This is a genomic window from Pseudonocardia sp. DxW (assembly GCF_058448985.1).
This window is the reverse complement of record NZ_JBZFLK010000025.1, coordinates 50,916-77,204: the sequence shown is the minus strand read 5'-3', so window position 1 is coordinate 77,204 and position 26,289 is coordinate 50,916. Positions and strand designations below refer to the sequence as shown.

The following is a 26,289-nucleotide window of genomic DNA, read 5'->3' as shown; positions in this document are numbered from 1 at the left end:
CACCGCCTCATCGGCATGAATCCGTGGAGAGCCGGATGCGCGGAGACGCGCACGTCCGGTTCGGAGGGCGGGCCCCGGAAACCCACCGGCCGAAAAGACCGGCAGGGCGTCGGGGCCCGACCCCTACACCTACGTGCCGACCTGGTCGGGCATGGTCTACGTCGCGTTCGTGATCGACGCCTACTCGCGGCGGATCCTGGGCTGGCGCGCAGCCACGTCGATGCGCACTGAACTGGTGCTCGACGCTCTCGAACAGGCGGTGTGGACTCGCGCCCGGCAGGGCAATAAGGACCTGTCCGGGCTGGTCGCGCACTCGGATGCGGGGTCGCAATATCGATCCATCGCCTACACCGAACGACTCGCCGCCGCCGGCGCGGCGCCGTCGGTCGGGTCGGTGGGCGACGCGTATGACAACGCGCTGGCGGAGTCGACGATCGGGCTGTTCAAGACCGAGCTGATCAAGCCCAGAGGACCGTGGCGCACCGTCGAGCAGGTCGAGATCGCCACCCTCGAATACGTCGACTGGTTCAACCACCGCCGACTGCACTCCTCGGCCGCGGACCTACCCCCGGCCGAGCTTGAGGCCGCGCACTACCGTCAACACCTCGGCCAATCCGAGCCGGAGCACTCAACCCGATAGCTCTCCGGACACGCCGGGGCGGTTCAGGTCGACCGGGTGCGCACGATCCCGCAGTGGCACGCGCTGCTGATCCATCGCGCGACCCCCGCGACGGTGGTGCGAGTCAGCCCGGTGTGGGAGCGGTCTGACCTGCGCCCGCCGCCTGCGATCATCACGCAGACCCCCAGCGCGGCGCCCGGGCCGGCTCCTGCCGCCGGGCAGACAGTGGGTCCGGTGGCCGCCTAGGTCCGGACCAGCCACTGCCGCCGTGTCGTTGAGACGAGAGGAGATCGGTCACCGTGACCAGTGATGGCCCCGTCCCGCCGTCGGGCAGGGAACGACCCGCTCACGGCGCGGCGCGGCCGTGGGCGGTGGAGGTCGGTGAGCAGCTGCGCCAGGTGCAGCGACAGCTCGACACCACGACCCGACAGGGCGATGAGACCGCCGGGCACGTCGCCGAGATCGCCGACATTCTCGGCCGCATGAGCCCCCGGCTCGACGACGTCGAACAGGGTGTGGCCGCCCTCGGGGGCGCGGTCGAGGCCGCCGCGGCCGGGACGGGCGCGGGCGACGCGGAGGACGAGGCGCTGTCGCTGACCCCGGCGCTGCGCTGGTCGCAGCTGGACCGAGGCGACAAGCACGTCGCGTGGGACGCCCTGGCGGGATTCGTCTCCGAGGTACTCAACAACGACTATCAGCTCACGCGGCTGGAGCTGCCCGACTGCTGGCCGGTGCACCCGCGTGCGGTGCGTGAGCTCGCGTGGCTGCGCACCCTCTACATCTCCTCCAGCGCGGTCGGTGTGCGACCGGAGCTGGTGGCCGAGTGGCACGTTCGCTGGCTCCCGGCCGCGATCACCAACCTCGCGGTGGCCATCGACCGGCGCAAGTGCGCCCCGGGCAAGCACCGCGTGACCGAGGAGGAACGCCGCCGCTACGACGACGCCGTCCAAGAGGCCGGCTCCGCGACCAACCAGCATCCGCCTGCGCTGACTACCGAGCGAGAAGCCGATCGCCCCCGGTACTTTCCCGACCGGTTCCCGCCGCTGCGGGGCCACGATTCCAGCTACGGCGCACGCCCGACTCGGGTAGCCCTGCTCGATGCCGAAACACCGGCACCGCCGAGTCGCCCGGAGTGCTGGTGGGAGTACTTCCTCGACGCACGCATGGCCGATATCGGCGAGGACGCCGCCAGTACCTGACGCATCCGGCCGGCCTGGTCCCGGCAGTCCCGAAGTGGTGGGAAGGTGTCGTCATGGGACAGACGGGCCGCCGGTCGAACAAGCTGCAGCGACTCGTCGACGACTTCGCCGAGACGTGCCGGTCCCGTGGGATCGAGGTATCGCGGCCGGTGATCGAGCACGGTCTGCGGGATCGGATCGACATGGTCGCCCAGCACATGGGCATCACCGAGACCACAGCCCTGCGCAACTACTTCGACGACTCCTGGGGCCAGGAGATGGCCGAGCGGTTCTGTGCCGACGTCGAAGCCGGCGAGGCCCGGCTCGCCGCGGCACCGGACGCGATGCTCCCGGCGGGATTCGTGGGGCGCCTGGTCGCCGCGCTCGGGCAGGCCCAGTTCTTCGCCGCCGTGAACACCGCATCTTTGGCCGCGCCGGATAGCCCCGGTGCGCCCTCCAACGACGCCCCTGCTGATGCGGCAGGGCCGGTGGCGTCGCTGCTGTCCAGCATGACGGGCCACCCGTCGGTTCGTTTCGACCCGCACATGGCGGCCGAGGCGACCACGGGCCTCGGGATGGCCTTGCACGACGCTGCCACCGGCCCGGGCCTTGAGATCGCCGAGGTCGAGGTCTCGGGGCGAGTCCTCGCCCAGACCCGCGAGGTCCTGGAAGACCTCGCCCGCCGCTTGGAACCCGGCCCGGGTCAGTGGCGGGCCTGTGGATGTGAGGGACCCTGCGAGGAACAGGACACCCCGACGTTGGTCGGTGATGCGGTGCGGACCGATCTCGAGCTGCTCTACCGGGCACTCGACCAGGACCCGCTCACCCGCCATGACGCCGACGACGCAACCGATGACGATGCACAGGTGCTGCAGTTCGATCGCGCGGTGAAGAGCGAGCACCAAGCCTGCCGGCGCGGGCGGTAGCCGCCGACCGCCGACCCACCCCGACGCCCGTGTGCTGCCCGGGCAGACCCGTTCACGGTCAGGCCCGCGGCGGGTGTCGTAGGCTCCTGGCCATGTCGTCTCCCGAGGTGGAACGCCGCTTGCGCCAGCAGGGCGCCGACGTCGACGCCCTGTACGAGATCTCCACGCGGATCGAGGGTAAGGTCGACTCCCTGGACGGCCGGGTCAGCAGCGTGGACGCGAAGATCGACCAGCTCGCGGAGACTACGAACGCTCAGTTCGAGGCGCAGAGCGCGCGGTTCGACACGTTGGAGCAACGCACCGGTGCCCGGTTCGACGCGCTGGAACGGTCGAACGAACAGACCCAGACGCTACTCACCCAGATCCTGGAACGGCTCAACCGAGCCTGATCTGCCCCGTGCTACCGGGTTGGTTCGGTACTACTGGGCCGGGGTCTCGAGCGTCTGCAGCTCTAGGTTCTCGCCGTCAACGTCGCGGACCAGCTGGACGGGGCTAGTGCCAAAGCCGTTCAGTTAGCTGGCCGGGCGCGTGGTCAAGGATCTTGATCGCCCGGCGTGTCATCCGTGATCATGGGAGCGGAACTCCGGTAGGAGAGGTCGTCGACCAAGACATCCTCGCCACCAGGAGCTCCGCTTGGGCACCAAGTCTGTCATCACCCGTGTCGTGACCGTGGCGGGAGGTCGGCTCGCGCCGGGTCATCTCGGTGAGCTGACCCGGATTGTGCCGTTCGAGATCACCGAGGAGGTGGCGCAGCCACCGCGATTGCACCACCTCCTCGGCAGGGAGGCGTATCAGACTGCGTGTGCTCGGAACCGGCGTAGTCGCAGGCTGTTGGCGACCACGCATGCTGAGCTGAACGCCATCGCTGCTCCTGCGATCATGGGGTTGAGTAACCCGAACGCTGCGAGCGGGATCGCCGCGGTGTTGTAGGCGAATGCCCAGAACAGGTTTCCCTTGATCGTGCCGAGGGTCCTGCGCGAGAGCCGCACGGCATCGGCTGCGGCGCGCAGGTCGCCACGCACGAGGGTGATGTCGGAGGCCTCGATGGCGACGTCGGTCCCTGTGCCCATGGCCAGGCCGAGGTCGGCCCGGGCGAGGGCCGCGGCGTCGTTGACGCCGTCGCCGACCATGGCGACGACCCGACCCTCGCGCTGCAGTCGCTCGACGACGGCGAGCTTGTCGGCGGGCATGACGTCGGCGATGACGGTGTCGGCGCCGACGTCGATGCCGACCTCGGCGGCGACGGACTCGGCGACGGCGCGGTTGTCGCCGGTCAGCAGCACCGGGCGCAGTCCGAGGCGGCGGAACTCGGTGATGGCCTCGGCGGAGGTGTCCTTGACGGTGTCGGCGACGACGAGCACGGCGCGGGCCCGCCCGTCCCAGGCGACGGCGACGGCGGTGTGGCCGCGGGCCGCCTCGGCCGCGGCGGCGTCGGCGAGCTCGTCGGTCAGCGGGGTCGACCATTGCTCGAGCAGGCGCGGTCGGCCCACGAGCACGGCGTGGCCGTCGACGACCCCCTGGACGCCGAGTCCTTCGTGGTTGGTGAAGTCCTCGACGCCGGGGAGATTGCCGGTGCGCGTCTCGGCGGCCGTGGCGATCGCGGTGGCGATCGGGTGCTCGGAGGCCTTCTCCAGTGCACCTGCCAGTCGAAGGACGGTGGCCTCGTCGGTTCCGTCGGCGGTGTGGACGGTGGCAAGCGACATCTTGCCGGTGGTGACGGTGCCGGTTTTGTCGAGGACGACGGTGTTGACCCTGCGGGTGGACTCCAGGACTTCGGGGCCCTTGATCAGCACGCCCATCTGGGCGCCCCGGCCTGTTCCGACCAGTAGCGCGGTCGGTGTGGCCAGGCCGAGTGCGCAGGGGCAGGCGATGATCAGGACGGCGACGGCAGCGGTGAACGCCGCCGTCGCACCGGCCCCGGCACCCAGCCAGAACCCGAGCGTCACCACGGCGACGACGATGACGACCGGTACGAAGACCCCGGAGATCCGGTCGGCCAGGCGTTGGACGGCGGCCTTGCCGTTCTGGGCGTCCTCGACCAGGGACGCCATCTGGGCGAGCTGGGTGTCCGAGCCCACCCGGGTCGCCTCGACAACGAGGCGTCCGCCGGCGTTGACGGTGGCGCCGACGACGGTGTCGCCGACGGCGACCTCGACCGGGACGGACTCGCCGGTGAGCATCGAGGCGTCGACCGCGGAGCCGCCGTCGACGACCGTGCCATCGGTGGCGATCTTCTCGCCGGGCCGGACGACGAACCGGTCCCCGACAGCGAGTTCGGCGATCGGGATGCGGACCTCGGTGCCGTCGCGCAGGACGGCGACGTCCTTGGCCCCCAGCTCCAGCAACGCGCGCAGGGCGGCGCCGGCGCGGCGCTTGGCGCGCTGCTCGAAGAAGCGGCCGGCGAGGACGAACGTGATGACCCCGGCCACGACTTCGAGGTACATGTTCCCGGCGCCGTCGGTGGGCGAGACCGACAGCTCGAAGGGGTGCACCATGCCGGGGATCCCGGCGGTACCGAAGAATAGCGCGTAGACCGACCACGCCATCGCCGCCGTGGTGCCCATCGAGATGAGGGTGTCCATGGTGGCTGCGCCGTGGCGCAGGTTCGTCCAGGCCGCGCGGTGGAACGGGGCACCGGCCCAGGCCCAGACCGGTGCGGTGAGGACCAGGCAGAGCCACTGCCAGTTGACGAACTGCAGCGGCGGGGTCATCGACAGGACAACGACCGGAACCGATAGCAGGGCCGATCCGAGGAGACGGTTGCGCAGAGGACGCAGCTCGTCGATCTGTTCGGCGGTGTCGTCTTGGGGGCGTGGCGGGGTGGGGAGGGTGGCCGAGTAGCCGGCCGACTCGACGACGGCCACGAGCGCGTCGGTGTCGACGCCGCCGGGTGCGGAGACCTTCGCCTTCTCGGTCGCGTAGTTGACCGTGGCGCTGACACCGTCGAGCTTGTTCAGCTTGCGCTCGACGCGGTTCGCGCAGGACGCGCACGTCATGCCGCCGACGGCGAGCTCGATCTCGCGCACTTGGTCACCGGACTGGGGCAGCGTCGCGGTCATCAGTGGCCTCCGTCGGTGTGCGGGTGGCCGGTCTCGGCCGGGACGGGTGCGGCCGGCGCGGCCTGCTCGGCCCCGCTGGTCGGGACCGTGAACTGCACGGTGCGGACCTGGCCGTCGTGCTGGAAGTCCAGGAACAGCCGGTAGCTGCCGGTCGAGGGGACCTCGGTGTGGAAGGTGAGCCCGGGCCCGGGCTCGGTCTTGCCGTCGTCCGGTGCGCCGTCGGGGTGGATGTGCAGGTAGCCGAGGTCGCCGCTGCGCAGGGCGACCAGGTGACCGTAGGCGCCCAGGTAGGGCTGCAGGTCACGCACGGGCTGGCCGTTGCGGGTCACGGTGAGGGTGACCGGGCTCGACCGTCCGGGCTCGAGGTCGCCATCGAGGGTCACCTCGTAGCCGCCGGGGGCGGTGGCGGTGCGGTTGGCCTGCGGCGCGGCGGGGGTGAAGGCCCCCGGGGCGAACAGGTCGACTCCGAGGGTCGTGGCTTCGCCACCGGTAGGGGCGAAGTCGGCGAAGGCACGGTAGGTGCCGCCGCCGGGCAGGGTGATCGGGGTCCGCCAGGTGCCGTCCGGGTCCATCGTCGGGTGCAGGTGCTGGAAGTAGGCCGTGTCGCTGCGCACGACGATCAGGTGCATCCGCTTCTCGTGCTCGATGTCGAATCCAGTGATCGCAGCCCCGTCGGGGCCGGTGATCCGGAACGCGAGCTCGCTCGCCTGCCGGGCCGGCAGCGTGTTCGAGGTGGGCGTCAGCGTGAGGCCTCTCTCGGTCGAGGCCAGGCCGGCGGGTCCTGTCGGCTCGGAGGCGGTGGTAGCAGCGCCGTGACCCGCCGCCGGGTCAGCCCCGTGGTCGGCGGTCTGCGCGGTGGGGCGTAGGTGTGCGGTGGGGGCGTCGATGGTCGCGCCGGTCGCGAATGCGCCGGCTCCGAAGAGGACGACGGCCGCGCCATAGGCGGACAGTCGTGCTGCGGTCTTCATCGTCGGAAGTCCTTCGGTGAGACCCGGCACGGGTGGACGGCCGCGCGCAGCTGGCTGCAGGGCCGTGACCCGTACCGGGTGGTGGACAGGTGCTGGTCGTGCTCAGGCCGCGGTGACCTCGTATCCGGCCTCCTGCACGGCGGCGCGGACCGCGTCGGGGGAGACCTCACCGTCACTGGTGACAGTGACCGCACCGGTCGGCAGGTCGACCGCTACGTCGGTCACGCCGGAGATTTCGCTGATCTCCTCGGTGACCGAGGAGACGCAGTGCGCGCAGGTCATGCCGGTGACGGTGTAGGTGGCTGTAGTCACAGCGCTTTCCTCTCTGTCGTGCTCAGGAACGGACCAGTCGCGCGATCGCGGCGCTGGCCTCCTGGATCTTCTGATCGGCGACGGGGCCACCTTCGGTGGCCGCGTCGGCAACGCAGTGCTTGAGGTGCTCGTCGAGCAGGCCCAGCGCCACGGCCTCGAGCGCCTTGTTGACCGCCGACACCTGGGTCAGGATGTCGATGCAGTACTTGTCCGACTCAATCATCTTGCTGATCCCGCGCACCTGCCCCTCGATCCGACGCATCCGCTTGACGTGGGAGTCCTTGCTGTCGGCATATCCGTACTGCATCGCCCTACCTCCTCGGTGACATCTCCAGAATACCCCTACGGGGTATTGGCATCAAGCGAGTCGGGCCGTGATCGCCCCAGGTCGCCGGGGCAGGCATGGCACAGCACCAGCCGGTCACTCGAGATCAGGCGACCGGGCCGAGCCGCATCACGAATGAACCAGACAACTCAGCATGCCTCCTTGATACCCCGGTGGGGTATGGGGTATCTATGTGGCATGCACCCCCGAGAGCGATCGAGCACGGACGCAGACGGGCCCGCTCGCCACCCACGCCAAGCGACCGACACGACGGGCAGCGCTGCCGGGCCGACCGAGGAGAGCCCGGCGGCCGCATCGGTCGGGACCAGCCCGGGCGAGCACCCGCAACATCACGAACCCGGTGCACACGAGGGACACGGCGGGCATCAGGGACACGACGGGCACGGCGATCATGGCGATCACGTCGGGCAGTTCCGGCGGCTGTTCTGGATCATGCTCGTCCTGGCCGTCCCCGTGGTCGGGTTCAACGACATGTTCGCCCACCTGGTCGGCTATCACCTGCCCGCGGGCGGGTGGGTGCGGTGGGTCTCGCCGGTGTTGGGCACGGTGATCTACCTCTGGGGCGGGCGCCCGTTCCTCACGGGCGCGCTCGCAGAGATCCGCTCGCGCAAGCCGGGCATGATGCTGCTGATCGGCCTGGCGATCACGGTCGCCTTCGTCGCGTCCTGGGGCGCCAGCCTGGGCCTGCTCGACGGGGAACTGAACTTCTGGTGGGAGCTGGCGCTGCTGGTCGTGATCATGCTGCTGGGTCACTGGATCGAGATGCGCTCACTGGCCCAGACCACCTCGGCACTGGACTCCCTGGCGGCACTGCTGCCCGACCAGGCCGAGCGGGTCGACCACGGCGATGTCGTCGTCACCGTCGCACCGGCCGACCTGGTGGTCGGAGACAACGTCATCGTCCGTCCCGGCTCGTCGGTGCCCGCCGACGGCACGATCGTGGACGGGTCGGCGAGTATGGACGAGTCCATGGTCACCGGTGAGTCGCGCACGGTGCGGCGTCAGGCCGGTGATCAGGTGGTGGCCGGCACCGTTGCCACCGACTCGGGCCTGCGGGTCCGAGTCACGGCGATCGGGGACGATACTGCGCTGGCTGGGATCCGCCGGCTGGTGGCCGACGCCCAGGCATCGTCGTCGCGGGCTCAGCGTCTCGCCGACACCGCGGCTGGGTGGTTGTTCTGGTTCGCCCTCGGCGCCGCAGTGCTCACCGCGGTGGTCTGGTCGGTGGTCGGGCTGCCCGATACCGCCGTGGTGCGCACCATCACCGTGCTCGTCATCGCCTGCCCGCATGCTCTCGGGCTGGCCATTCCGCTGGTGGTGTCCATCGCCACCGAGCGTGCTGCCCGGGGCGGCGTGCTGGTCAAGGATCGTCTGGCGTTGGAGTCGATGCGCACCATCGATGCCGTGCTGTTCGACAAGACCGGGACCCTCACCCGGGGCGAGCCGACCGTCATCGGCATCGAGCCGGGCGAGGGCCGCGCCGCGGACGAGGTGCTCGCTCTCGCGGCCGCGGCCGAGGCCGACAGCGAACATCCCCTGGCCAGAGCCATCGTCGGCGCCGCCCGCGACCGGGGCTTGATCGTGCCCCCGGCGCGCGAGTTCTCCTCGTCTCCCGCGGTCGGGGTCCAGGCCACCGTGGACGGCACGCGGATCCAGGTCGGCGGACCTCACCTGCTCGACCAGCACGGCGCCGCCGAATTCGCGGTTGCGGACCAGTGGCGCCGCCACGGGGCGATCATCCTGCACGTCCTCGCCGACGGGGAAGCCATCGCGGCGCTGCGACTGGCAGACGAGATCAGGCCCGAATCCCGCGAGGCGGTCGAGGCTCTGCACGCCGTCGGCACCCAGGTGGTCATGATCACCGGTGACGCCCGGGCCGTGGCCGACACCGTCGCCACCGACCTCGGTATCGACCGGGTCTTCGCCGGAGTCCGCCCCGAGGACAAGGCCGCCAAGGTGGCCGAGCTGCAGAGCGAGGGTCGTCGGGTCGCGATGGTCGGCGACGGCGTCAACGACGCTCCCGCCCTGGCACAGGCCGACGTGGGTATCGCGATCGGGGCCGGGACCGACGTCGCGATCGGTTCCGCCGGTGTCATCCTCGCCTCGTCCGACCCGAGATCGGTGCTGTCGGTCATCGACCTGTCACGGGCGTCCTACCGGAAGATGAAACAGAACCTGTGGTGGGCGGCCGGCTACAACCTGGCCTCCGTCCCGCTGGCGGCCGGGGTCCTCGCTCCCGTCGGGTTCGTCCTGCCGATGAGCGTCGGCGCGATCCTAATGTCCGCATCGACCGTCGTCGTCGCCCTCAACGCCCAGCTCCTGCGCCGGCTCGACTTGACCCCGGCGCGCAGCACAGCACGTCTCGTCGGCGCCGACACCACCCGGTGAGGTACCCGTGCGGCGGTCCGGCCTCAAAGGCCATCGACCGACGTGACGACGCGGGGCGAGGTCGGTGTGGCAGCGAGCAGGCCCCAGCTGCGTCACGGGCCGGCCTGGGCGGACTGATGCGGACCGCGCCGGTCGTGCTGGCGGCCGGTGGCCGGTGGCCGCCCGTCCCGCCAGCGCGACGGCACAGCACGCGCGGGCCGGGCGACCACCCCGGTACCGTGACCGGCATGGGCACCAGGCGAGAAGGGCTGCAGGTGGTGTTGCTGGTCCTGCCTGTCCTGCTCGGCCTGATCGGGATGCACGCGCTCGTCGCCCCGGCTCCCGCAGCGGACCCCGGCCACGGAGCGGCGGTCACAGCAACCGCGACCGGGAACAACGACCACCGCGCCGACCACCGCGCCGACACGGCATCCGCGCCGTCGGCACCGGTGGCGGCTAGGCAGTCGATGCCGGCCGACCACGGCGAGCACGACGACGCCCACGTGCTGCACCTGTGCTTGGCGGTGTTGGCCGCCGTCGGGCTCAGCCTGCTCTCGGCATGGGTGTTTCTCGGACGCCTGACGCTGCCGAGCTCAGCCCCCTGGTCCCGCCAACGCGCCCGTGTGCAGCCTGCGCAGCGACCACCGCCCGTCCCGCGAAGACTCGCTCAGCTCTGCGTGCTGCGGACCTGATCGGCCTCCGGCGCGGCAGAGCGCCGGATCCGCCCCGATCACCCGTTTGCGATACGGAGAGCCAGAACCACACATGAAGATCACCAACGTGGCCACCGTTGCCACGACACTGACCGCTGCCCTCGTCCTGTCCGCCTGCGGCGGCGCAGAGCCCGCCGGCAGCGCCGCGCCCGCCAACCCTGCCCCCGCCCCGACCAGCGCCGCCGCTCCCAGCGCGGCGGTCTCGGCCGAGCACAACGAAGCCGACATCGCCTTCGCCCAAGGCATGATCCCGCACCACCAGCAGGCCGTGGAGATGTCGACGCTGGCCGCCGACCGCGCCGGTAGCGACGACGTCCGCAGCCTCGCCACCGAGATCGAACAGGCCCAAGGCCCGGAGATCGCCCAGATGCAGGCCTTCCTCACCACCTGGGGCGCGCCCACATCCGGTGGTATGCCCGGAATGGACCACGGCGGCATGCCCGGGATGGACCACGGCGGCATGCCCGGGATGGACCACGGCGACATGGGACAGGAAGGAATGGATCACGGCGAGATGGCCGGGATGATGACGCCTGACCAGATGCGCCAGCTCGAGCAGGCCACCGGCGCCGACTTCGACCGCATGTTCCTCGAGATGATGATCGCCCACCACGAGGGGGCGGTGCAGATGGCCCAGACCGAACTCGCCGACGGGATCAATCCCGAGGCGACGGCACTGGCCCAGCAGATCATCGACGCCCAGCAGGCCGAGATCGGCCAGATGCGCCAGCTGCTCGGCTGACCGTCGGCCGGCCACGGGCGACGACGGCAACAGCAATCCGCACTCACCCTGGCCGATACGGGTGGGGGGTATGTACCGTGGGATGGGTATACCCCCTGCCCGTATCGACGATGGAGGCTGTTCGATGGCGAAGAGCGCAAGCGAATCCGCCGCCCGAGGTCCGTGGTCTACGGTGGTCGCGGCCGCCACGTCCGAGCCCGGCCGTGCGGTGCTGCGCTGCCTGCTCGGGTGCGCGATGCAAGCGCTGTCTGCCCGCACAACCCCGGCCGACCGGCGCGCGCCACGTTGCGAGCGTCGATGACTATGCAGCCCACGTCGGCCCGACATCCTGCTCACGGCTCGACCGCCGAGCCCACTGCGATACCCGGACTACGTCCGCCCCCGGCTGACGAGAGACCACCCGTGCTGGTGAGTGACTCGACGTCCCGTCGACCACATGAACCTTAAGCTCGGTAGGGCTCGAGTACGCCCCGCCTCTGTCTTGCCGGGGTGATCGCCAGCCATGACGGCGGCGCCACCGTCACCAGCGTCGCCGGGAGCCCGGCTACTGACCTACCTGGCATGGCTGGCGACGGCAGCGTGTACGGGATCGCGCCGGAGGGAACGCCAGATGCCAGCGCGGACCGGGCCGTGACCTGGCAACGTCGTGGCGACACCGCGAGCCCACTGCAAGCGCAAGCGATCAGTGCCGAGCCCGGAGGCCGGCTGACGGTGGTGACAGACACCGGTGTCGAGCGCTTCACCGACGGTGGGTTCACGCATGTCACAGCGACAACGCAGCTGCGTTGACGGTGGGGCCACGCTGCGGCGATTCGCCTGACCTGCGGTCGTCGAAGACCGCTCCCAGATCCGCACCGGCGCAGGGCTGCAGGTCATGGCCTCGCTACGGAACCTGGTGATCAGCCTGCACCGCCTGGCCGTCGCCACCGACATCGCCGCCGAGCTACGGCATCACACCCGTGACGCCCTCCGACCACTCGAGCTACTCACGATCATCTGACCTTGCCGAAGTGGTCGGTGGGCGTCGCCAGACCAGGCCGTCCAGCGGGTGCAGCATGAGCCATCAGGACGATGGGACAGACGAAGCCATAGCCGGCGACCGGTATACGCGCAGTGACGATCTTTCGCCGTAACGGGCGCTGAATTCACGGATGGGGGTCTTCCTCGTGTCGCGGCCCCGAGGTCAGCCATTCACCGTGGGTCGTCGACCGGCAGGCGGCCACACCGGAGACGTCGCATGCTCTCGCCGTACTGACCTGCAGTTTTTGGTGGAGACGTCCATGGTCGTGTCCCGAGCCCGCGTCCGATAGGACGTCGAGCACGTGTTGTGTGATGACGCACCAACGCTGGGATGCACGGACGGGCCTGCCGATGACGCTGGTACGGTTCGGCTACTGTGAGCAACCTCGTCGGTGTGCTGGGGCAACGGGTGCCAAGACCCGGTGTCCGCCGCGCCGTGGCACTCCTCGCCCTGTCGATGGGCGTGCTGATCTGTGGGCTGCACCTGCTCTCGCCGGACACGTCCTACGCCCCTGAGCTCGTCGCCGGTGGATCTTCGGGGCAGCAGGCAGGGTCGCAGGCGGTCGCGGGCGGCGCGGCCGACCAGTCGGCCGACCACCGAGACGGGATCGGTGCCGAGGGCCCCACCGCTCCGCATTCGCATCCTGATGCTCCTGCGTGCCATCAGGACGGAGCCCACGACGAGTCGACTCTCACTGCTCGCGCTGACCGCCCCGTCCCACCGGACGTCTTCGCCGCAGCGGGCGTCGAGGTCGGCGTAGCCGCCGCGATGCGGGTACCGCCGCGGATACACCGCGCAGCCAAGACCACGCCCGCGCGAGCAGAAGGTGGGCGTCACCACTTAGTCCTGGCACAGATCTCGCGGACGTAGAGGCCTTAGGCGACTGGGGACCAGATCCCGGTCGTCGTTTCTCGCGCCCCTACATCGCTCCCTGGTGGTGCGGCACATGCCCGCGCCCGAATGAGGTCTGTCTGTCATGTCCACTCCTTTCACGACTCTTCCCGCCGATGCTCCCGGCGTCGCTGCGCGACGGTGCTTCCATCTGACCGACGTCGTCGGCTCCACCCCGACGGTGTGGATCGACGCGCCGTTCGCCTCTGCCGGGCGGGGGTTCTGGGCCAAGCTGGAAGGCAGCAATCCCGGCGGGATCAAGGACCGCCCAGCCCTGCACATGGTCGAGCAGGCCCGGCAACGCGGTGATCTCGAGCCGGGCGGGCGGATCGTCGAGTCCACCAGCGGCACCCTCGGTCTCGGTCTCGCCCTGGCCGGGATCGCGTTCGGGCACCCGGTCACGCTGGTGTCGGACCCGGGGATGGAACCGCTGATGTTCCGGCTCCTGCGTGCCTACGGTGCCGACGTGGTGACCGTGCCGAGCCCGGCAACGTGCGGTGGGTGGCAGCAGGCCCGCCGCGACCGCGTCGTCGAGGTGCTCGAGCAGCATCCCGGCTCGTGGTGCCCTGACCAGTACAACAACCCCGACAACGTGAGCGCTTACGCCCCGCTCGCCGACGAACTGCACGCCCAGCTCGGAGACATCGATGTGCTCGTCTGCTCGGTCGGCACCGGAGGCCACTCGGCAGGTATCTCCCGCGCACTCCACCAGCACCTGCCCGACCTGGAGGTCGTCGGGGTCGACACGGTCGGGTCGACGATCTTCGGGCAGCCCGCGCGACCGCGCCTGATGCGGGGGCTCGGCTCGAGCATCCATCCCCGCAACGTCGACCACAGCATCTTCAGCGAAGTGCACTGGGTCGGTGCGGACGAGGCAGTCTCGGCGTGCCGGGCAATGGCCAGCGCCAGCTACTCCAGCGGGGGCTGGAGCGTCGGCGCCGTTGGCACGGTCGCCGGCTGGCTGGCCCGGACCCGGCCGGAAGGCACCCGGATCGCCGCGATCTTCCCCGACGGGCCGCAGCGCTACTTCGACACCGTCTACAACGACGAGTTCTGCGCGGCGCAGGGGATCACCGTGGGTGCCCCTGCGCTGCACGACCCGGACGAGATCGACCGGCCCGATGCCGTCGAGGTCCACCGCTGGACCCGCTGTGGCACCGTGCTCCGGCCTGCAGGACGCGAGAGCTGATGCGGATACTCGACAGATACCGGTCGTTCGACCGGCCGGTCCAGCTGCTACTGCTCAACCAGCTGACCATCAACCTCGGCTTCTACATGCTCATCCCGTACCTGGCCGATCATCTGTCCCAGGGGCTCGGGCTCTCGGTGCTGATGGTCGGGGTGATCCTCGGGGTACGGAACTTCTCCCAGCAGGGCATGTTCCTGGTCGGGGGCAGCCTGGCCGACCGGTTCGGCTACAAGCCGATGATCGTGGCCGGCTGCGCCCTGCGCACCGGCGGATTCGCGCTGATCGGCCTGGTCGACAACGTCGCGGCCCTGGTCGTGGCCTCGGCCGCGACCGGATTCGCCGGGGCGCTGTTCAACCCGGCCGTACGCGCCTACATCGCCCATGACACCGGTGAGCGGCGCGTCGAGGCGTTCGCCCTGTTCAGCATCTTCTACCAGGCGGGCATCCTGATCGGCCCGATCGTCGGACTGGCACTGACCGGCATCGGCTTCGCCGTGACCTGCCTGGTCGCCGCCGCCGTGTTCGCCGTGCTCACGGTGCTGCAGATCCGGGCCCTGCCCGCCCGCCGCGGTGACGGCGGCGGCGACGCCGATCGGCGCCCGGTCCTCGCGCAGTGGCGCGACGTCGCCACGACCCGGGGCTTCCTGCCCTTCTCGGTCGCGATGATCGGCACCTACGTCCTTTCGTATCAGGTGTATCTGGCGCTGCCACTGCACGCCCGCACCCTGGCCGGCGACGGGAACCTGGGCACAGCGTTGGTGACGGCGTTGTATGTCGTGTCCGGTGGGGTCACGATCGCCGCCCAGATGAAGGTCACCGCCTGGTGTCGTGCGCGGTGGGGGCCGGCGGGCTCGCTGAGCCGGGGCCTGGTCGTGCTCGGCGTGGCCTTCGTGCCGCTGCTTGCCGCCGACGGGCTGCTGGTCGCGCTGCCCGATGTCAGCGCGATGACCGCGACGGTGCTGGGTGTGACAGCGTTGCTGTCGACCGCGGCGCTGCTCGCGATCGGGACCGCCGTGGTGCTGCCGTTCGAGATGGACACCATCGTCGGGCTCGCCCGCAACCGGCTCGTCGCCACCCACTACGGCTTCTACAACACCGTGTGCGGGGTCGGGATCCTGCTCGGCAACGCGGGGACGGGCTGGGCGATCGACCTGGCCCGCTCGCTCGGCGCCTCCTACGCGCCGTGGTTGGTGTTGCTGGTCATCGGGCTGCTGTGCGGGTTCGCCCTCGCGGTGCTGTATCGGCGCGGACTGCTCACCGCCCCCGCCGAGGACACCCGAGCAGCGCAGAGCGAATCGGATGGCAACCCCCCGACCACCCCCCTGTGGGCGGTCGGCCAGCACGACGACAGTCCGACCCGCCCGCTACCGGCCATCGGTGTCGCCCAGCGGCCGCCGGCTCCCACGCCGGTGGAGACGACGCGGCCGCTGGCCGACCTGCCCGGGGTCGCCCGACGATGGTGACCCCCGCACGAGCAGACCAGCCCAGCCGTCCGCGACGACCACCAGGCGGCGCGCCCGTTATGGGGCCGTGAACGGCGTCGGACACGCCGCCGTGGCGCTGCGGCGGCTGGGGGCTCGGCTGCTCGCCCTCGGTGTCGTCGTGGGGGTCCTCGCCGCAGGGCTGGTGCTGGTCCGGATCACGATGGGGCACTTCCTCACCCCGGTAGCGATCAGGCCGGGGTGCCTGCCCTCGGCAGCGGCCGTGCCCATCTCCGCGACCGGCCCCAGCGGACTCGGCGCCGAGCAACGGGCCAACGCCGCAACCATCGTCGCGGTGGGCCGGGACCGCGCGGTCCCGGAGCGGGCTGTGTGGATCGCCGTGGCCACCGCACTGCAGGAGTCCGGCCTGCGCAACCTCGACTACGGCGACCGTGACTCGCTCGGGCTGTTCCAGCAACGCCCGTCGATGGGCTGGGGCTCGGCCGAGCAGGTCACCGATCCCCGCTACTCGGCCGCGATCTTCTACGACCGCCTGCTGCAGATCCCCGGATGGGCCGACATGGAGCTGTGGGAGGCCGCCCAGGCGGTCCAACGCTCGGCGTTCCCGACCGCCTACGCCAAATGGGAGGACACCGCCGCGAGCGTGCTCACCGAGGTCGGTGACGGGGCGGCGCGAACCACTGGGGAAAGCACGACCGCGGACGGCGGCAGATGTGCCGACCCCTCGAGTGCGGTGATCGGCGATGACCCGCGGCCGCGCCCACCCGGCTGCACCGAGGACGACCCCACCACCCGGGGCTGTGTGACCCCCACGACGCGGTTCGCACTGGAGCAGGTGCGGACCGCCTTCGGCGCGCTCAGCGAGACCACGTACCTGACCTCGACACGCTGCTTCGCCGACCGCCCGGCGAACCCGACCAGCGATCACCCCCTCGGGAAGGGGTGCGACCTGTTCCCCGGACCCGCCGGCAGCTTCGCCTCCGGCCGCGACGTCGACGACGGCTGGGTGATCGCCGAGTGGTTCCGGCGCAACGCCGTCGCCCTCGACGTCTCCTACATCATCTGGCACGGCCAGATCTGGCTACGGCCCCAGGCCGGCCCCGGTCAGTGGAGCGACTACACCGGCGGTGGGGTGTACGACCCCGCCGACCCGGTGGGCGGGCACTACGATCACATTCACGTGTCGTTCCGCCGCTAGCCGACCCACTTCTCAGGCGATGCGCGCCAGCGTGGCGCCGCCGTCGGTCGACCGGTGGATCCCGTCATTGGTGACGATCGTCAACCGGCCGTCGGGCTCGGCGGTGATGGCCTGCGGCGGGCTCTCGGTACCGGCACGCCGTTGCCAGGTCGCGCCCCGGTCGGTGCTGGCGTGCACCGTTCCGTCCGGCCCGATCCCGTACACTGCGCCGTCGCCCGCCCACGACACGAAAGCCAACAGCGGGCCACCGGTGACGGCGCCGAAGGTGGAGCCACCGTCCTGGCTGGCGGCCACCCCGTTCTCGGTCGTGGCCAGCACCCGGGCCCCGTCGGAGGGGTCCACGGCGATGTCGAGGGCATCCAGCGCGGCGCGGTCCTGCCAGGTACGACCGCCGTCGCTACTGACCATCAGCAGGCCGCGGGTGGCGTCGAGCCCGACAACCGAGGTGCCGGCGGCGTCGAGAGCATGGAAGTCGACGTGGCCCTGCAGGCTCACCGGTTCCCACGTGGTGCCCGCATCGGTGCTGCGGACGAGCCCGAGAGGGTTCGGGGTGCCGGCGTCGTGGGGGGCGGGGTGGCCGCTGGCGAGGAAGGTGCGGGGCCCGGCGACGGTGAACCCCATGAGGTCCGGGCCCGCGGCCCCCGGGTCCTGGCGCGGAACCAGTGTCCCGTCGGGGGCGAGGGCGAACAGCCCGTAGTGCCCGGCAACGACCACGCTGCCGCCCGCAGGGTCGACGCCGACTCCATGTACGTGCCCGACCGGGGCGAAAAGATCTGCGGTGGTGGTGTTGGCGGCGGTGTGCGAGGTGTCGGACGCACTCCCTGCACCACAGCCGGCGAGCACGAGGGCGGTGCCGGCGGCGAGGAGGGCAGGGGCCCGGCGCGGTCGGACTCTGCGCTGGGGCAGACCTGTGCGGTGTGCGGGCGATCTGTTGACCATGGGATGGAGGATTACCTTTCTGCGGGGCGCGGGGATCCGACGATGCGTCCGCCACGTCGGGCCGCGGACAGCCAAGCGCCGGCGAGGGCGGCGGCCGCGAGAATGATGTAGGGGCCGTCGCCGAGACGGGTGTACGGGGTGAGGCCGGTGCGCAACGTGACGGGCTCGCGCAGCAGCGCCGGATCACCGAGGGGCGACAGTGCGCGAACTGTCCCGTCGGGGTCGACAACGGCCGAGTAGCCAGTGGGTGCGGCTTGGACGACGCTGCGTCGGCTTTCCAGCGCGCGCAGCCGTGCCGCGGCGACCTCGATCGAGGGGACCTCGTCGGTGGCAAACGACGAGGCACTGGTCGGGACCAGGACCAGTTCGCCACCGGCACGGACCGCTTCCCGAACCCGGTCAGCGAACAGCACCTCGTAGGAGATGACGACTCCGAGCCTGCGCCCGGCGACGTCGAGAGCCGCCGTGCCGTCGCCCACGATGGCGTCTCGGGGGACCAACGCCGTCAGATCGGTGATCTTCTCCAGCAAGGCTCGACCGGGGATGTACTCGCCGAACGGCACGCGATGTTCCTTCTCGTAGCGCCCGGTCTGCTGGCCACGGGCGTCCCACAGCAGCGCAGCATTGCGGAACCCGCTGCCCTGCGTCTCGGTCACACCGGCGATGACCGGGGCGGCGAGCCGCCGAGCCAGCTCGGCAACGGCTCGGTCGTTCGGTCCACCGATCGCTGGCCCGCGGGAGGTGATCACGTTCTCCGGGAACAACACGAGGTCGGGAGATGCGGTGATGTCGCGGGCAACAGCCAGGTGCCGGTCGGTGGCGTCCTGCGGATCGGTGAAGACCGCCCGCAGCCCCCGCGGACCTCCGCCCTGCACGATCGCGGTGTCCAGCCGGCCTGTGGCGGTGGTCGTGGCGGCGGCGACGGCGGCCCCGACCGGTGGGATGGCGACACTTCCGGCAAGGGTCGCGGCGAGTACGACGACCCGCTGTCGACCGGTGGCGGTGATTGTGGCCGCGAGCCCGATCCCTGCAGCGGCAGCGAGCCCGGTGACCAATAGTGACCCACCCACGGGGGCCGCATCGGCAAACGGTCCGTCGAGCTGGCTGAGCACCAGCGCAGGGAGCGGGAATCCGCCGAAGGGGAACGCAGTCTGGGCGGCGTCGAGCAACATCAGCAACGCCGGCACCGCCCACCACCCGTGCCATGGGCGTCCCGGCGTCGATCCCGGCACGACGCAGGCCACCGCGACGAGCAACGCCGTCTCGACAACCGTGACGGCCAGATAGCCGGCCACCGTGAAGTCGGACAACCAGTACAGCGACGAGCTGAACCACACCAGACCGGTCGCCGCGCCGATGCCGGCGCGCTGGCGCAGCGTGCGACCTCGAAGCGCCAGAACCCACATCGCGACACCGAGTGGTACCAGTGGCCACCAGCCTCGAGGTGGAGCTGCTGCCGCGAAGGCGGCGCCGGCCGCGATCGCCACGACGAAGCTCGCCCGGAGACCGAGCCGGCCCCGCCCGCTCCGTGGCGTCGATTCTGTGCCTGATGCCCTCTCGTGTCCTGACGCTGGAGAGTGCGGCGCAGGCTGGCGTGGAAACCGGTCTCGGTTCGTCACGAGCCGGCTGCCAGGAGTGGGTGGCCTGCGTCCCGCCAGGCTTGCATCCCGCCGGTCAGGTCGGTGAGGTTGCGGTAGCCGAGCTTGGCCGGGGTCGTCGCAGCGGCCGCGCTCATCGTTCCGGTCCGGCAGTACACGGCCAGCGCAGCGACTCGATCTGCCGGCAGCTCCGCGACCCGCTCGCCGATCTGGTCGAACGGGATCGAGGCGTCGGTGCCGGCGATGGAGCCGGCGTCGGGCGTGTGCACGTTGACGACCACGACGCCGTCTCTGTCCACCAGTTCAGCGAACTGTGCGGCATCGACGAGCCGCACCGGGGACGCCGCAGCGCCGGTGGAGACGGTGGCAGCGCTCGATGCTGCGGCCTCACGGGCTGTCGGGGTGCTGGCGCAGGCGGCAAGCAGGACGAGCGCGACGAGAGCGATCGTTGCGGGACGCACGAGGCCGAGGCCGGGTCGACAGGTCATCGCGATGCTGGCTCCAATGGGCGCGTCGGCTCGATCGAGGGAAACCAGACCCCCTTGTGATCGTCTCACCGGTTGCGGACGTGGTCGCACGGCAAACCGTGCCGTACGAGGCGCCAATGCGCTGATCGTTATTCGGGGCGGAGTCGGTGGCGGCGCGCGCTCGGACCAGCACGTCAGGGCCGAGATGGCGGCGGCCTTCGATCCACTCGTCGTGCTACTCAGCGAGCACGGCGCCGACGAGCTGAATGATCGAGTCGCAGGAAGATCCTGACCACCTCGGTGCTGCGCCGGATCTCGCGGTTGAGCCGCTCGGTGTAGGGGTCGACCCGGGTCCCGGTCTTCGGGGTGGTCAACCGATGAGCTATCTTCTACGGAGCGTAGGAGACGCGGATTGCGGAGGGGGAGGAGAGCGGGGTGGCGGCGTACCGAAGGTTGTCCCGCCAGCGCGGTGTTGGGCGCATGCACCGGCGCCAGGCGCGCCCCGCTGGTGCAGCGGTTGCGGTCATGGCGGTCATGGCGGTCTTGCTGTCGACCGGCTGTGGAGTTGGCCGGGACGAGGCCGGGTCGGGGCCGGGACAGGAGTTTCAGTTCGTGGCACCCGGCGGACAGTCGCGGATTGCCTACGACCCGCCCGAGAGCCGTCAGCGGATCACCGACCTACGCGGCGAGAGTCTGATGAACCCGGGCACCGACGTCGGTATCGGGGACTTCCCCGGCAGCGTTCGCGTGATCAACATCTGGGGTTCGTGGTGTGGCCCGTGCCGGGTGGAGGCGCCCGAGCTGCAGGCGGTGCAGGACGCCACGCGTGGCGATGCCGTCGTACTCGGCATCGATGTTCGCGACGACCGGCAGGCTGCGCTGGACTTCAAGACCGACCGGGGGCTGACCTACGACTCGATCTATGACTTCTCGGGCCGCAGCCTGGCACGGCTCGACGGGTATCCGCGCAACGTGGTGCCCTCGACGATCGTGCTGGACCGCGAGGCTCGGGTGGCGGCGGTGTTCCTGACCCCGGTGTCGAGCTCGGACTTGCTGCCGCTGATCGCCAAGCTGACCGACGAAGCGGGGACAGACCGTGGACGCTGAGACCGCTCCCGCGTACTGGTGGAGCGTGTGAGGGATGGGTGCGACCACAACTCTCGCGATGTCGGGGCCGCTGGTGCTCGCGGCCCTGGTCTCGGTGGCGGCGGGGCTGGTCAGCTTCGCATCGCCATGCGTCGTGCCACTGGTTCCCGGCTATCTCGCCTATCTGGCCGGGCTGGTGGGTGCGCAATCACCGCCGGTGACCTCGGCCGAGGCTCGTGCCCGCGCAGCCGCCCGGCGCACAAATACCGACGCCGAGACCGTACCGGTGCTCGCCGACCCGGGCGCTGCCCGGGCCGCCGCCGGCGACCCGCCCTGGCCGTCGGCCAAGGACACGGCGAGCTCACCTAGAACACGAGCGGTCGACCGCCGCTGGCGTGTTGTCGGCGCGGTCGCACTGTTCATCGCGGGCTTCACCACCGTGTTCACCATCGTCATGGTCGGTGTGGTCTGGCTGTCCGATGTACTGATCGACAACGAGGCCGTGCTGCAGCGCATCGGCGGTGTCGTGATGATCGTGATGGGGCTGGCGTTCGCCGGGCTGATCCCGGCGCTGCAGCGCGAGTACCGCGCGCACTGGGCGCCGCGGGCCGGGCTGGCCGGGGCGCCGCTGCTCGGTGCGGTATTCGGGCTCGGCTGGGTGCCCTGCATCGGCCCAACCCTGGCAGGGGTCGTTGCCGTCGCCGCCGGGACCGGGGGCGGCTCGTTTCGCGGGATCGTCCTGATCCTCGCTTACTGTGCCGGGCTGGGGATCCCGTTCGTGCTCATCGCGCTCGGTGCCACCCGCGCCGTTGGCGCGCTGAGTTGGCTGCGCCGCCACACCCGGGCGGTCCAGGTCGTCGGGGGTGCGCTGCTCGTCACGGTCGGGGTGCTCCTGGTGTCCGGGTTGTGGGCACAGTGGCTGGTGAAGTTGCAGGTCTCGATCGCCGGGTTCACCCCGCCCATCTAAAGGATGAGCTGAGTTCCCCAGTGCGGTGGTCCGATCACGGGTACTGGCGAGACCCGCTGGCTCCGGACATATCGGCTCCGCGCAGAACCTGGTAGTACGTGTCGCCGCGGAATCGGACGGGCCGCACGATGCGGCCGTCTGCGCGCCGGCGAACCTGGAGTCGCGATCGTTGCTGCTGGGTGCCTGCCGTAGCCCGTCGCCATCGGCCGAGCGCCTCTCCGCACATGGCCGGGAGTCGCTGTGTTTCGGTCACGATGCACCTCGCGGATCGGCCGCGTTGGTATAACCGGTACGCTGGCGCAGCAGGCCCGCCGCGCGATGCTCAGACCCCAGTCGTCCACTTTTGCTGCTCGACACCGGCGGCGCGACGGATTCGCGTTGCGAGACTTCGTCCCTGACCAGCGCAGACCGGTCGGCCAAGCCGAGATGGGCCGGATCGGTTCCAGCACCGGCGGTCGGGCCTGGCGTAGCAGGGACGGCTCTCCCGGCTGGTGGCCGGTAGTCGAGTTCCGTGCGGGGCACTCGAGCTTCGAACGCGACGAGCTCGAGGCCGTGCTCGACGACGGCGGATTGCTCCTGCCAGCGGCCCGTGCGTACCACGGAGAACGTGATGCCGTTGTCCGCGGTGAGCGCGCCGCGGAGGACGGCGGTGGCGTGGTCGAGGACGTGTCGAGACCCGGGGGAGCCGGTTGGCATGCCGGTGTCGTGGAGGCTGAGGAGGAACCGGTCGATAAGCATGTCGGGGCTGAAGCCGGGAGCACCGGTCCAGGTCACCAGCAGTGACGTCGTCTGGGGCGTCGATGTGCGACCTGCCCGGCTGAGAACCTGCTGACGACCTTGCCCGTTCAGCAGTGAATCGCTCTGCAGGGCCGTGAGCACGGTGTCTCGTATCCAGTGGAAGCGGCCAGAGTCGTCGTGCATGAGTGCTGCTCCTGATTGTCGATGCCCGCGAGCGGCCGCCTGATCTGAGCAGGATGGGCAGCAGCGGACGAAGGTGGAGAGGGCCGGCGACGGCCTCGTGGCTGCCGATGCCGGCGACCGTTGCGGCGTGGCCCGTGGTGGGGGAGTGGTGGGTCGTGGCCGTCCGGCCGAGCTGTACCTAGTGCCTCGTCAGGCAACGTTCGGTAGGTAATCCGGTCTGCGGATCTTGGACTCGGGGGCGAAGTGCCGTTTCGGGGTCGCGTGTCTGTTGGCCCACCGGATGTAGCCGGCGATCGAGGCTTCTTGGGCGGTGTGGGAGGGGTAGTCGCTGCCGTCGAGGGTGAAGTAGCGCAGCGCCGTGAACTCGCACTCGATCCAGTTCAACCACGAGGCGTTGGTCGGGGTGAACACCAACTCGACGTCGTGGCCGGCGCACCAGTCGGCGACCTGAGCCTTGCGGTGCGGGGAGAAGTTGTCGCACACGACATGCAGCCGTCCGGTCGGGAACCGGGCACGCAGCTGCTTGAGGAAGGCGAGGAACTCCTGCCAGCGCTTCGGGTCCCGGAACCGGTAGAACATCTGGCCCGAGGCCAGGTCCAGTGCCCCGAACATGTGCCGCACCCCGCCGACGCGGTTGTAGGTCGCGCGCAGCCGCGCTGGTCGCCCGCTGGGGAACCATCCCCGCCCTGGTCGGGGCTGCAGGTTCAGCGGCCCGAACTCATCGACGCAGATAACGCGCCCACCGTCGGGGATCTGCCCGGCTGCGGCCTGGTCATAGAGCTCCAGGATCCGGTTCATCTTCACGGTGAACTCCGGGTCCCGACTGGTCTTCCAGGTCTTGGTGGCCTGCCAGCGCACACCGGCATCGCGCAGGACCTGACGCACGGTCTCGGTGCTCCCCACGATCCGATGCCGCTCGCGCAGGTGGGCGACCAGCTTGGTCAGGCTCCACGTGGTGAACGGCAACTTGAGGTCCTGCGGCGGGGTGCGGGCGACCCGGCAGATCAGCTCGCGGGCATCGGGGCCGAACCTACGGGGTCGGCCCCCGCTCCATTTTGGGTCCAGCCCGGCGAACCCCTTCTCGTTGAACGCGTGGATCACCTCCCGCGCGTACTGGGCCGTGGCGGCGAACATCGCCGCCGCCTCGGTGGCGCTGCGGCCCTGCACCGAGGCCAGCACGATCCCCGCCCGGCGCAGTCGGACCCGGTCCCGCGCAGTCCTGGTGATCTTCACCAGACGCTCCGCGTCGGCCGGGTCCAACTCCCGGACGAACACCTCAGGCTGTCGAGCCATCGCCCACCTCCAGCGACAGCCTCGCGCTCGCCGGCCCAGTCGATCAAGCTGGCCGGTTACGCCCCCAACGTTTCCTGACGAGGCACTAGTACCAGCACGGCTGGGACGAACACCGCGGAGATCCGGTCGGCGAGCCGCTGCGCACCTGCCTTGCCCTCCTGGGCCTGCTCGACAAGCTGCGCCATCCGCGCCATCCGCGTCTCGGCTCCCACACGGGTCGCGGACAGGACGAGGAATCCAGCGGTGTTGACCGTGCCGCCGACGACGGCGTCGCCGGCGGCAACCTCGCGCGGCACCGACTCCCCGGTCACGACGCTGGTGTCGAGCGCGGACCGGCCCTGCACGACGGTCGCATCGGTGGCGATCTTCTCACCTGGACGGGCGGTGAACCGGTCCCCCACCTGCAGATCGTCCACCGGCCTGCGGATCGGGGTGCCCTCGACGAGTACCTCGACATCCCGGGCCCCCCAGTCCAGAAGTGCCCGCAGCGCCCCACCTGCGGACCGCTTGGCGCGGGCCTCGAAGTAGCGCCCGGCCAGCACGAAGGTGATGACGACGGCGGCGACGTCGAGGTAGAGCACATCGTCGGTGCGGGTCAATGCGGCCCACCCGGTCCCGAAGCCCGGCTGTGCCGCACCGCCGCGCAGCATGATCCAGATCGACCAGACGGTGGCGGCCAGGGTCCCGACCGAGACCAGCGTGTCCATCGTCGCGCCGCCGTGACGCAGCGCAGTCCACGCACCCCGGTGGAACGGCCAGGCACACCACAACACCATGGGCAGGGCCAACCCGAGGAAGACCCACTCCCAGCCCGGGAAGCGAAGTTCCGGGAACAGCGACAGAGCAAGGGACAGATCGGCCAGCGGCATCGCCAGGACCGCGGCCACTGCCAGGCGCCGGCGCAGGTCACGCAGCCGCAGCTCCCCGGTGTCCGCGCTCGTCTCCCCGGTGTCAGACAGCAACCGCGCCGAGTACCCGGCCCGCTCGACGGCGTCGAGGAGTACCTGCGGCTCCAGCTCGGCCGGGGCTTCCACCCGGGCCCGCTCGGTCGCCAGATTCACGGCGGCACGCACGCCGTCGATCCGACCGAGCTTGCGCTCGACACGACCCACGCACGCCGCGCACGTCATCCCGCCCACGGCCAGGTCGTACACGACGGTGTCCGGTGCCGCGGGAGCGTCCGCTGACCGGGTCATCAACCCCTCACCTCCGACGTTCTACGGTTCGTAGAGTACAACTGCAGGGCTCGGCGACTGCACCGGTCGCCTGCCTGCCCGCCCGCAGACTCGCCGCCGTCCCCACCTCGCGACGAAGGACATCCCATGGAGCTGTTCGGACTCGTTGCCCTGGCGATCGTCGCCGGAGTCGTCTCGTTCAGCTCGCCGTGCGTCCTGCCGCTCCTGCCCGGCTACGTCTCGTACGTGTCCCGGCTGGAGGAGCGTCGTTCGCAGGCGGCATCCCGCCGTCCCGGCCTGGGCGCGATCCTGTTCGTCACCGGCTTCGCGGCCGTGTTCGTGACGATGGGGCTGACGGCGTCCACGGTCGGTTTCCTGCTGCGTCAGCATCTCGACACCGTCACCCGCATCGGGGGCGTGCTTGTCGTCGTTCTCGGACTGGCCATGACCGGCCTTCTGCGGGTGCCGGTTCTCGACCGGGAGTTCCGGCCCGGCCTACGCCGCTTCGGCGACGGCCCGGTGAGCTCGTTCGGGCTCGGCGCGGCGTTCGCGTTCGGCTGGACGCCCTGCGTCGGACCGGTCCTGGCCACGATCCTCACCATCGCCGCCTCGTCCGGCGAGCTCGGCGCCGGAGTCGTGCTGCTCAGCGGGTACACCCTCGGCCTCGGTGTGCCGTTCCTGCTGCTGGCGCGAGCGGTACACAGCGGGCGCGAACGGCTCGGTTGGCTGCGTCGCAACAGCCAGCGGATCGAGATCGTGGGCGGCCTCGTCCTGACGGCCACCGGCGTTCTCATGATCAGTGGCGCCTGGACCTCCCTCATGGCCGGTGCGCTCGCCGCGTATGCCCGACTCGGCTGGCCGCCCATCTGAGC

General features: G+C 70.6%; 23 protein-coding genes and 2 pseudogenes. 14 read left to right on the top strand and 11 right to left on the bottom strand.

The window, feature by feature from the left end:
* Positions 1 to 124 precede the first annotated feature (124 nt).
* The 4 genes and pseudogenes from ACVJO7_RS29035 to ACVJO7_RS29020 form a co-directional block, all read left to right on the top strand.
* Positions 125 to 640, top strand: a pseudogene (locus tag ACVJO7_RS29035) (IS3 family transposase); the annotation flags it as partial.
* Positions 641 to 990: 350 nt separating this feature from the next.
* Complete coding sequence (locus tag ACVJO7_RS29030) at positions 991 to 1,818, top strand: hypothetical protein (RefSeq protein ID WP_491675561.1); 828 nt, start codon at positions 991 to 993, stop codon at positions 1,816 to 1,818.
* A 149-nt stretch (positions 1,819 to 1,967) separates the two neighbouring features.
* Complete coding sequence (locus ACVJO7_RS29025) at positions 1,968 to 2,723, top strand: hypothetical protein (RefSeq protein WP_491675560.1); 756 nt, start codon at positions 1,968 to 1,970, stop codon at positions 2,721 to 2,723.
* Positions 2,724 to 2,815: 92 nt separating this feature from the next.
* Positions 2,816 to 3,112, top strand: coding sequence for a hypothetical protein (locus ACVJO7_RS29020; RefSeq protein ID WP_491675559.1), 297 nt, complete (start codon positions 2,816 to 2,818; stop codon positions 3,110 to 3,112).
* Positions 3,113 to 3,514: 402 nt separating this feature from the next.
* On the opposite strand, the gene ACVJO7_RS29015 is transcribed toward ACVJO7_RS29020, so the two are convergent.
* From ACVJO7_RS29015 to ACVJO7_RS29000, 4 genes are all read right to left on the bottom strand, one after another.
* Positions 3,515 to 5,782 carry a heavy metal translocating P-type ATPase gene (locus tag ACVJO7_RS29015; RefSeq protein ID WP_491675558.1) on the bottom strand — a complete coding sequence of 756 codons (2,268 nt, stop codon included), beginning with the start codon at positions 5,780 to 5,782 and terminating at the stop codon, positions 3,515 to 3,517.
* Positions 5,782 to 6,750, bottom strand: coding sequence for a DUF8832 domain-containing protein (locus ACVJO7_RS29010; protein WP_491675557.1), 969 nt, complete (start codon positions 6,748 to 6,750; stop codon positions 5,782 to 5,784). Before ACVJO7_RS29010 ends, ACVJO7_RS29015 begins: the two co-directional genes overlap by 1 nt.
* 102 nt (positions 6,751 to 6,852) lie before the next feature.
* The gene (locus ACVJO7_RS29005) at positions 6,853 to 7,062 is read right to left on the bottom strand and encodes a heavy-metal-associated domain-containing protein (RefSeq protein WP_491675556.1); all 210 of its coding nucleotides are present in this window, start codon (positions 7,060 to 7,062) and stop codon (positions 6,853 to 6,855) included.
* 22 nt (positions 7,063 to 7,084) lie between these two features.
* On the bottom strand, positions 7,085 to 7,369 hold the full coding sequence (locus tag ACVJO7_RS29000; protein ID WP_491675555.1) for a metal-sensitive transcriptional regulator: 285 nt from the start codon (positions 7,367 to 7,369) through the stop codon (positions 7,085 to 7,087).
* A gap of 471 nt (positions 7,370 to 7,840) precedes the next feature.
* Here ACVJO7_RS29000 and ACVJO7_RS28995 point away from each other — a divergent pair, with 471 nt between their 5' ends.
* The 7 genes from ACVJO7_RS28995 to ACVJO7_RS28965 all read left to right on the top strand — a co-directional run bounded on the left by ACVJO7_RS28995 (position 7,841) and on the right by ACVJO7_RS28965 (position 16,971).
* Positions 7,841 to 9,796 (top strand): heavy metal translocating P-type ATPase, encoded by a 1,956-nt coding sequence (locus ACVJO7_RS28995; RefSeq protein ID WP_491675554.1) that lies wholly within the window; start codon positions 7,841 to 7,843, stop codon positions 9,794 to 9,796.
* A gap of 227 nt (positions 9,797 to 10,023) precedes the next feature.
* Positions 10,024 to 10,467 carry a DUF6153 family protein gene (locus ACVJO7_RS28990; RefSeq protein WP_491675564.1) on the top strand — a complete coding sequence of 148 codons (444 nt, stop codon included), beginning with the start codon at positions 10,024 to 10,026 and terminating at the stop codon, positions 10,465 to 10,467.
* Between the two features lie 73 nt (positions 10,468 to 10,540).
* Positions 10,541 to 11,230, top strand: coding sequence for a DUF305 domain-containing protein (locus ACVJO7_RS28985; protein WP_491675553.1), 690 nt, complete (start codon positions 10,541 to 10,543; stop codon positions 11,228 to 11,230).
* A gap of 489 nt (positions 11,231 to 11,719) precedes the next feature.
* Entirely contained in the window at positions 11,720 to 12,019 is a 300-nt protein-coding gene (locus ACVJO7_RS28980; RefSeq protein ID WP_491675552.1) for a hypothetical protein, read from the top strand.
* Positions 12,020 to 13,227: 1,208 nt separating this feature from the next.
* A complete protein-coding gene (locus ACVJO7_RS28975) occupies positions 13,228 to 14,331 on the top strand; it encodes a PLP-dependent cysteine synthase family protein (protein ID WP_491675551.1) in 1,104 nt (367 codons plus the stop codon).
* The gene (locus tag ACVJO7_RS28970; RefSeq protein WP_491675550.1) at positions 14,331 to 15,794 is read left to right on the top strand and encodes an MDR family MFS transporter; all 1,464 of its coding nucleotides are present in this window, start codon (positions 14,331 to 14,333) and stop codon (positions 15,792 to 15,794) included. The genes ACVJO7_RS28975 and ACVJO7_RS28970 overlap by 1 nt, the downstream gene beginning before the upstream one ends.
* A 67-nt stretch (positions 15,795 to 15,861) precedes the next feature.
* On the top strand, positions 15,862 to 16,971 hold the full coding sequence (locus tag ACVJO7_RS28965) for a VldE C-terminal domain-containing protein (RefSeq protein WP_491675549.1): 1,110 nt from the start codon (positions 15,862 to 15,864) through the stop codon (positions 16,969 to 16,971).
* A 12-nt stretch (positions 16,972 to 16,983) separates the two neighbouring features.
* Here the strand turns inward: ACVJO7_RS28965 and ACVJO7_RS28960 are convergent, their stop codons facing one another.
* From ACVJO7_RS28960 to ACVJO7_RS28945, 4 genes and pseudogenes are all read right to left on the bottom strand, one after another.
* Complete coding sequence (locus tag ACVJO7_RS28960; protein ID WP_491675548.1) at positions 16,984 to 17,910, bottom strand: F510_1955 family glycosylhydrolase; 927 nt, start codon at positions 17,908 to 17,910, stop codon at positions 16,984 to 16,986.
* Between the two features lie 11 nt (positions 17,911 to 17,921).
* Entirely contained in the window at positions 17,922 to 19,397 is a 1,476-nt protein-coding gene (gene lnt / locus ACVJO7_RS28955) for an apolipoprotein N-acyltransferase (protein WP_491675547.1), read from the bottom strand.
* Between the two features lie 128 nt (positions 19,398 to 19,525).
* Positions 19,526 to 19,996: a rhodanese-like domain-containing protein gene (locus tag ACVJO7_RS28950; protein ID WP_491675546.1), complete on the bottom strand. Its 471-nt coding sequence runs from the start codon at positions 19,994 to 19,996 to the stop codon at positions 19,526 to 19,528.
* 139 nt (positions 19,997 to 20,135) lie between these two features.
* A pseudogene (locus tag ACVJO7_RS28945) lies at positions 20,136 to 20,307 on the bottom strand (transposase); the annotation flags it as partial.
* 193 nt (positions 20,308 to 20,500) lie between these two features.
* Between ACVJO7_RS28945 and ACVJO7_RS28940 the strand changes: the two are divergent.
* The gene (locus tag ACVJO7_RS28940) at positions 20,501 to 21,082 is read left to right on the top strand and encodes a TlpA family protein disulfide reductase (RefSeq protein WP_491675545.1); all 582 of its coding nucleotides are present in this window, start codon (positions 20,501 to 20,503) and stop codon (positions 21,080 to 21,082) included.
* A gap of 34 nt (positions 21,083 to 21,116) precedes the next feature.
* A complete protein-coding gene (locus ACVJO7_RS28935) occupies positions 21,117 to 22,028 on the top strand; it encodes a cytochrome c biogenesis CcdA family protein (RefSeq protein ID WP_491675544.1) in 912 nt (303 codons plus the stop codon).
* 249 nt (positions 22,029 to 22,277) lie between these two features.
* Here ACVJO7_RS28935 and ACVJO7_RS28930 read toward each other — a convergent pair whose 3' ends face one another.
* The 3 genes from ACVJO7_RS28930 to ACVJO7_RS28920 form a co-directional block, all read right to left on the bottom strand.
* Positions 22,278 to 22,949, bottom strand: coding sequence for a hypothetical protein (locus ACVJO7_RS28930; protein ID WP_491675543.1), 672 nt, complete (start codon positions 22,947 to 22,949; stop codon positions 22,278 to 22,280).
* A gap of 189 nt (positions 22,950 to 23,138) precedes the next feature.
* Positions 23,139 to 24,242: an IS630 family transposase gene (locus ACVJO7_RS28925; protein WP_491675542.1), complete on the bottom strand. Its 1,104-nt coding sequence runs from the start codon at positions 24,240 to 24,242 to the stop codon at positions 23,139 to 23,141.
* A gap of 56 nt (positions 24,243 to 24,298) precedes the next feature.
* Positions 24,299 to 25,438: a heavy metal translocating P-type ATPase gene (locus ACVJO7_RS28920; protein ID WP_491675541.1), complete on the bottom strand. Its 1,140-nt coding sequence runs from the start codon at positions 25,436 to 25,438 to the stop codon at positions 24,299 to 24,301.
* Positions 25,439 to 25,564: 126 nt separating this feature from the next.
* Between ACVJO7_RS28920 and ACVJO7_RS28915 the strand changes: the two genes are divergently transcribed.
* A complete protein-coding gene (locus tag ACVJO7_RS28915; RefSeq protein WP_491675540.1) occupies positions 25,565 to 26,287 on the top strand; it encodes a cytochrome c biogenesis CcdA family protein in 723 nt (240 codons plus the stop codon).
* The last annotated feature ends 2 nt before the right edge of the window (positions 26,288 to 26,289 follow it).

What these genes read in the sequence shown, in the direction of transcription:
- ACVJO7_RS29020 (WP_491675559.1), top strand. Translation starts at nt 2,816, where the DNA reads ATGTCGTCTCCCGAGGTGGAACGCCGCTTGCGCCAGCAGGGCGCCGAC.
- ACVJO7_RS29015 (WP_491675558.1), bottom strand. Translation starts at nt 5,782, where the DNA reads ATGACCGCGACGCTGCCCCAGTCCGGTGACCAAGTGCGCGAGATCGAG.
- ACVJO7_RS29010 (WP_491675557.1), bottom strand. Translation starts at nt 6,750, where the DNA reads ATGAAGACCGCAGCACGACTGTCCGCCTATGGCGCGGCCGTCGTCCTC.
- ACVJO7_RS29000 (WP_491675555.1), bottom strand. Translation starts at nt 7,369, where the DNA reads ATGCAGTACGGATATGCCGACAGCAAGGACTCCCACGTCAAGCGGATG.
- ACVJO7_RS28995 (WP_491675554.1), top strand. Translation starts at nt 7,841, where the DNA reads ATGCTCGTCCTGGCCGTCCCCGTGGTCGGGTTCAACGACATGTTCGCC.
- ACVJO7_RS28990 (WP_491675564.1), top strand. Translation starts at nt 10,024, where the DNA reads ATGGGCACCAGGCGAGAAGGGCTGCAGGTGGTGTTGCTGGTCCTGCCT.
- ACVJO7_RS28985 (WP_491675553.1), top strand. Translation starts at nt 10,541, where the DNA reads ATGAAGATCACCAACGTGGCCACCGTTGCCACGACACTGACCGCTGCC.
- ACVJO7_RS28975 (WP_491675551.1), top strand. Translation starts at nt 13,228, where the DNA reads ATGTCCACTCCTTTCACGACTCTTCCCGCCGATGCTCCCGGCGTCGCT.
- ACVJO7_RS28970 (WP_491675550.1), top strand. Translation starts at nt 14,331, where the DNA reads ATGCGGATACTCGACAGATACCGGTCGTTCGACCGGCCGGTCCAGCTG.
- ACVJO7_RS28960 (WP_491675548.1), bottom strand. Translation starts at nt 17,910, where the DNA reads ATGGTCAACAGATCGCCCGCACACCGCACAGGTCTGCCCCAGCGCAGA.
- ACVJO7_RS28950 (WP_491675546.1), bottom strand. Translation starts at nt 19,996, where the DNA reads ATGACCTGTCGACCCGGCCTCGGCCTCGTGCGTCCCGCAACGATCGCT.
- ACVJO7_RS28940 (WP_491675545.1), top strand. Translation starts at nt 20,501, where the DNA reads ATGGCGGTCATGGCGGTCTTGCTGTCGACCGGCTGTGGAGTTGGCCGG.
- ACVJO7_RS28935 (WP_491675544.1), top strand. Translation starts at nt 21,117, where the DNA reads ATGGGTGCGACCACAACTCTCGCGATGTCGGGGCCGCTGGTGCTCGCG.
- ACVJO7_RS28930 (WP_491675543.1), bottom strand. Translation starts at nt 22,949, where the DNA reads ATGCACGACGACTCTGGCCGCTTCCACTGGATACGAGACACCGTGCTC.
- ACVJO7_RS28925 (WP_491675542.1), bottom strand. Translation starts at nt 24,242, where the DNA reads ATGGCTCGACAGCCTGAGGTGTTCGTCCGGGAGTTGGACCCGGCCGAC.
- ACVJO7_RS28920 (WP_491675541.1), bottom strand. Translation starts at nt 25,438, where the DNA reads ATGACCCGGTCAGCGGACGCTCCCGCGGCACCGGACACCGTCGTGTAC.
- ACVJO7_RS28915 (WP_491675540.1), top strand. Translation starts at nt 25,565, where the DNA reads ATGGAGCTGTTCGGACTCGTTGCCCTGGCGATCGTCGCCGGAGTCGTC.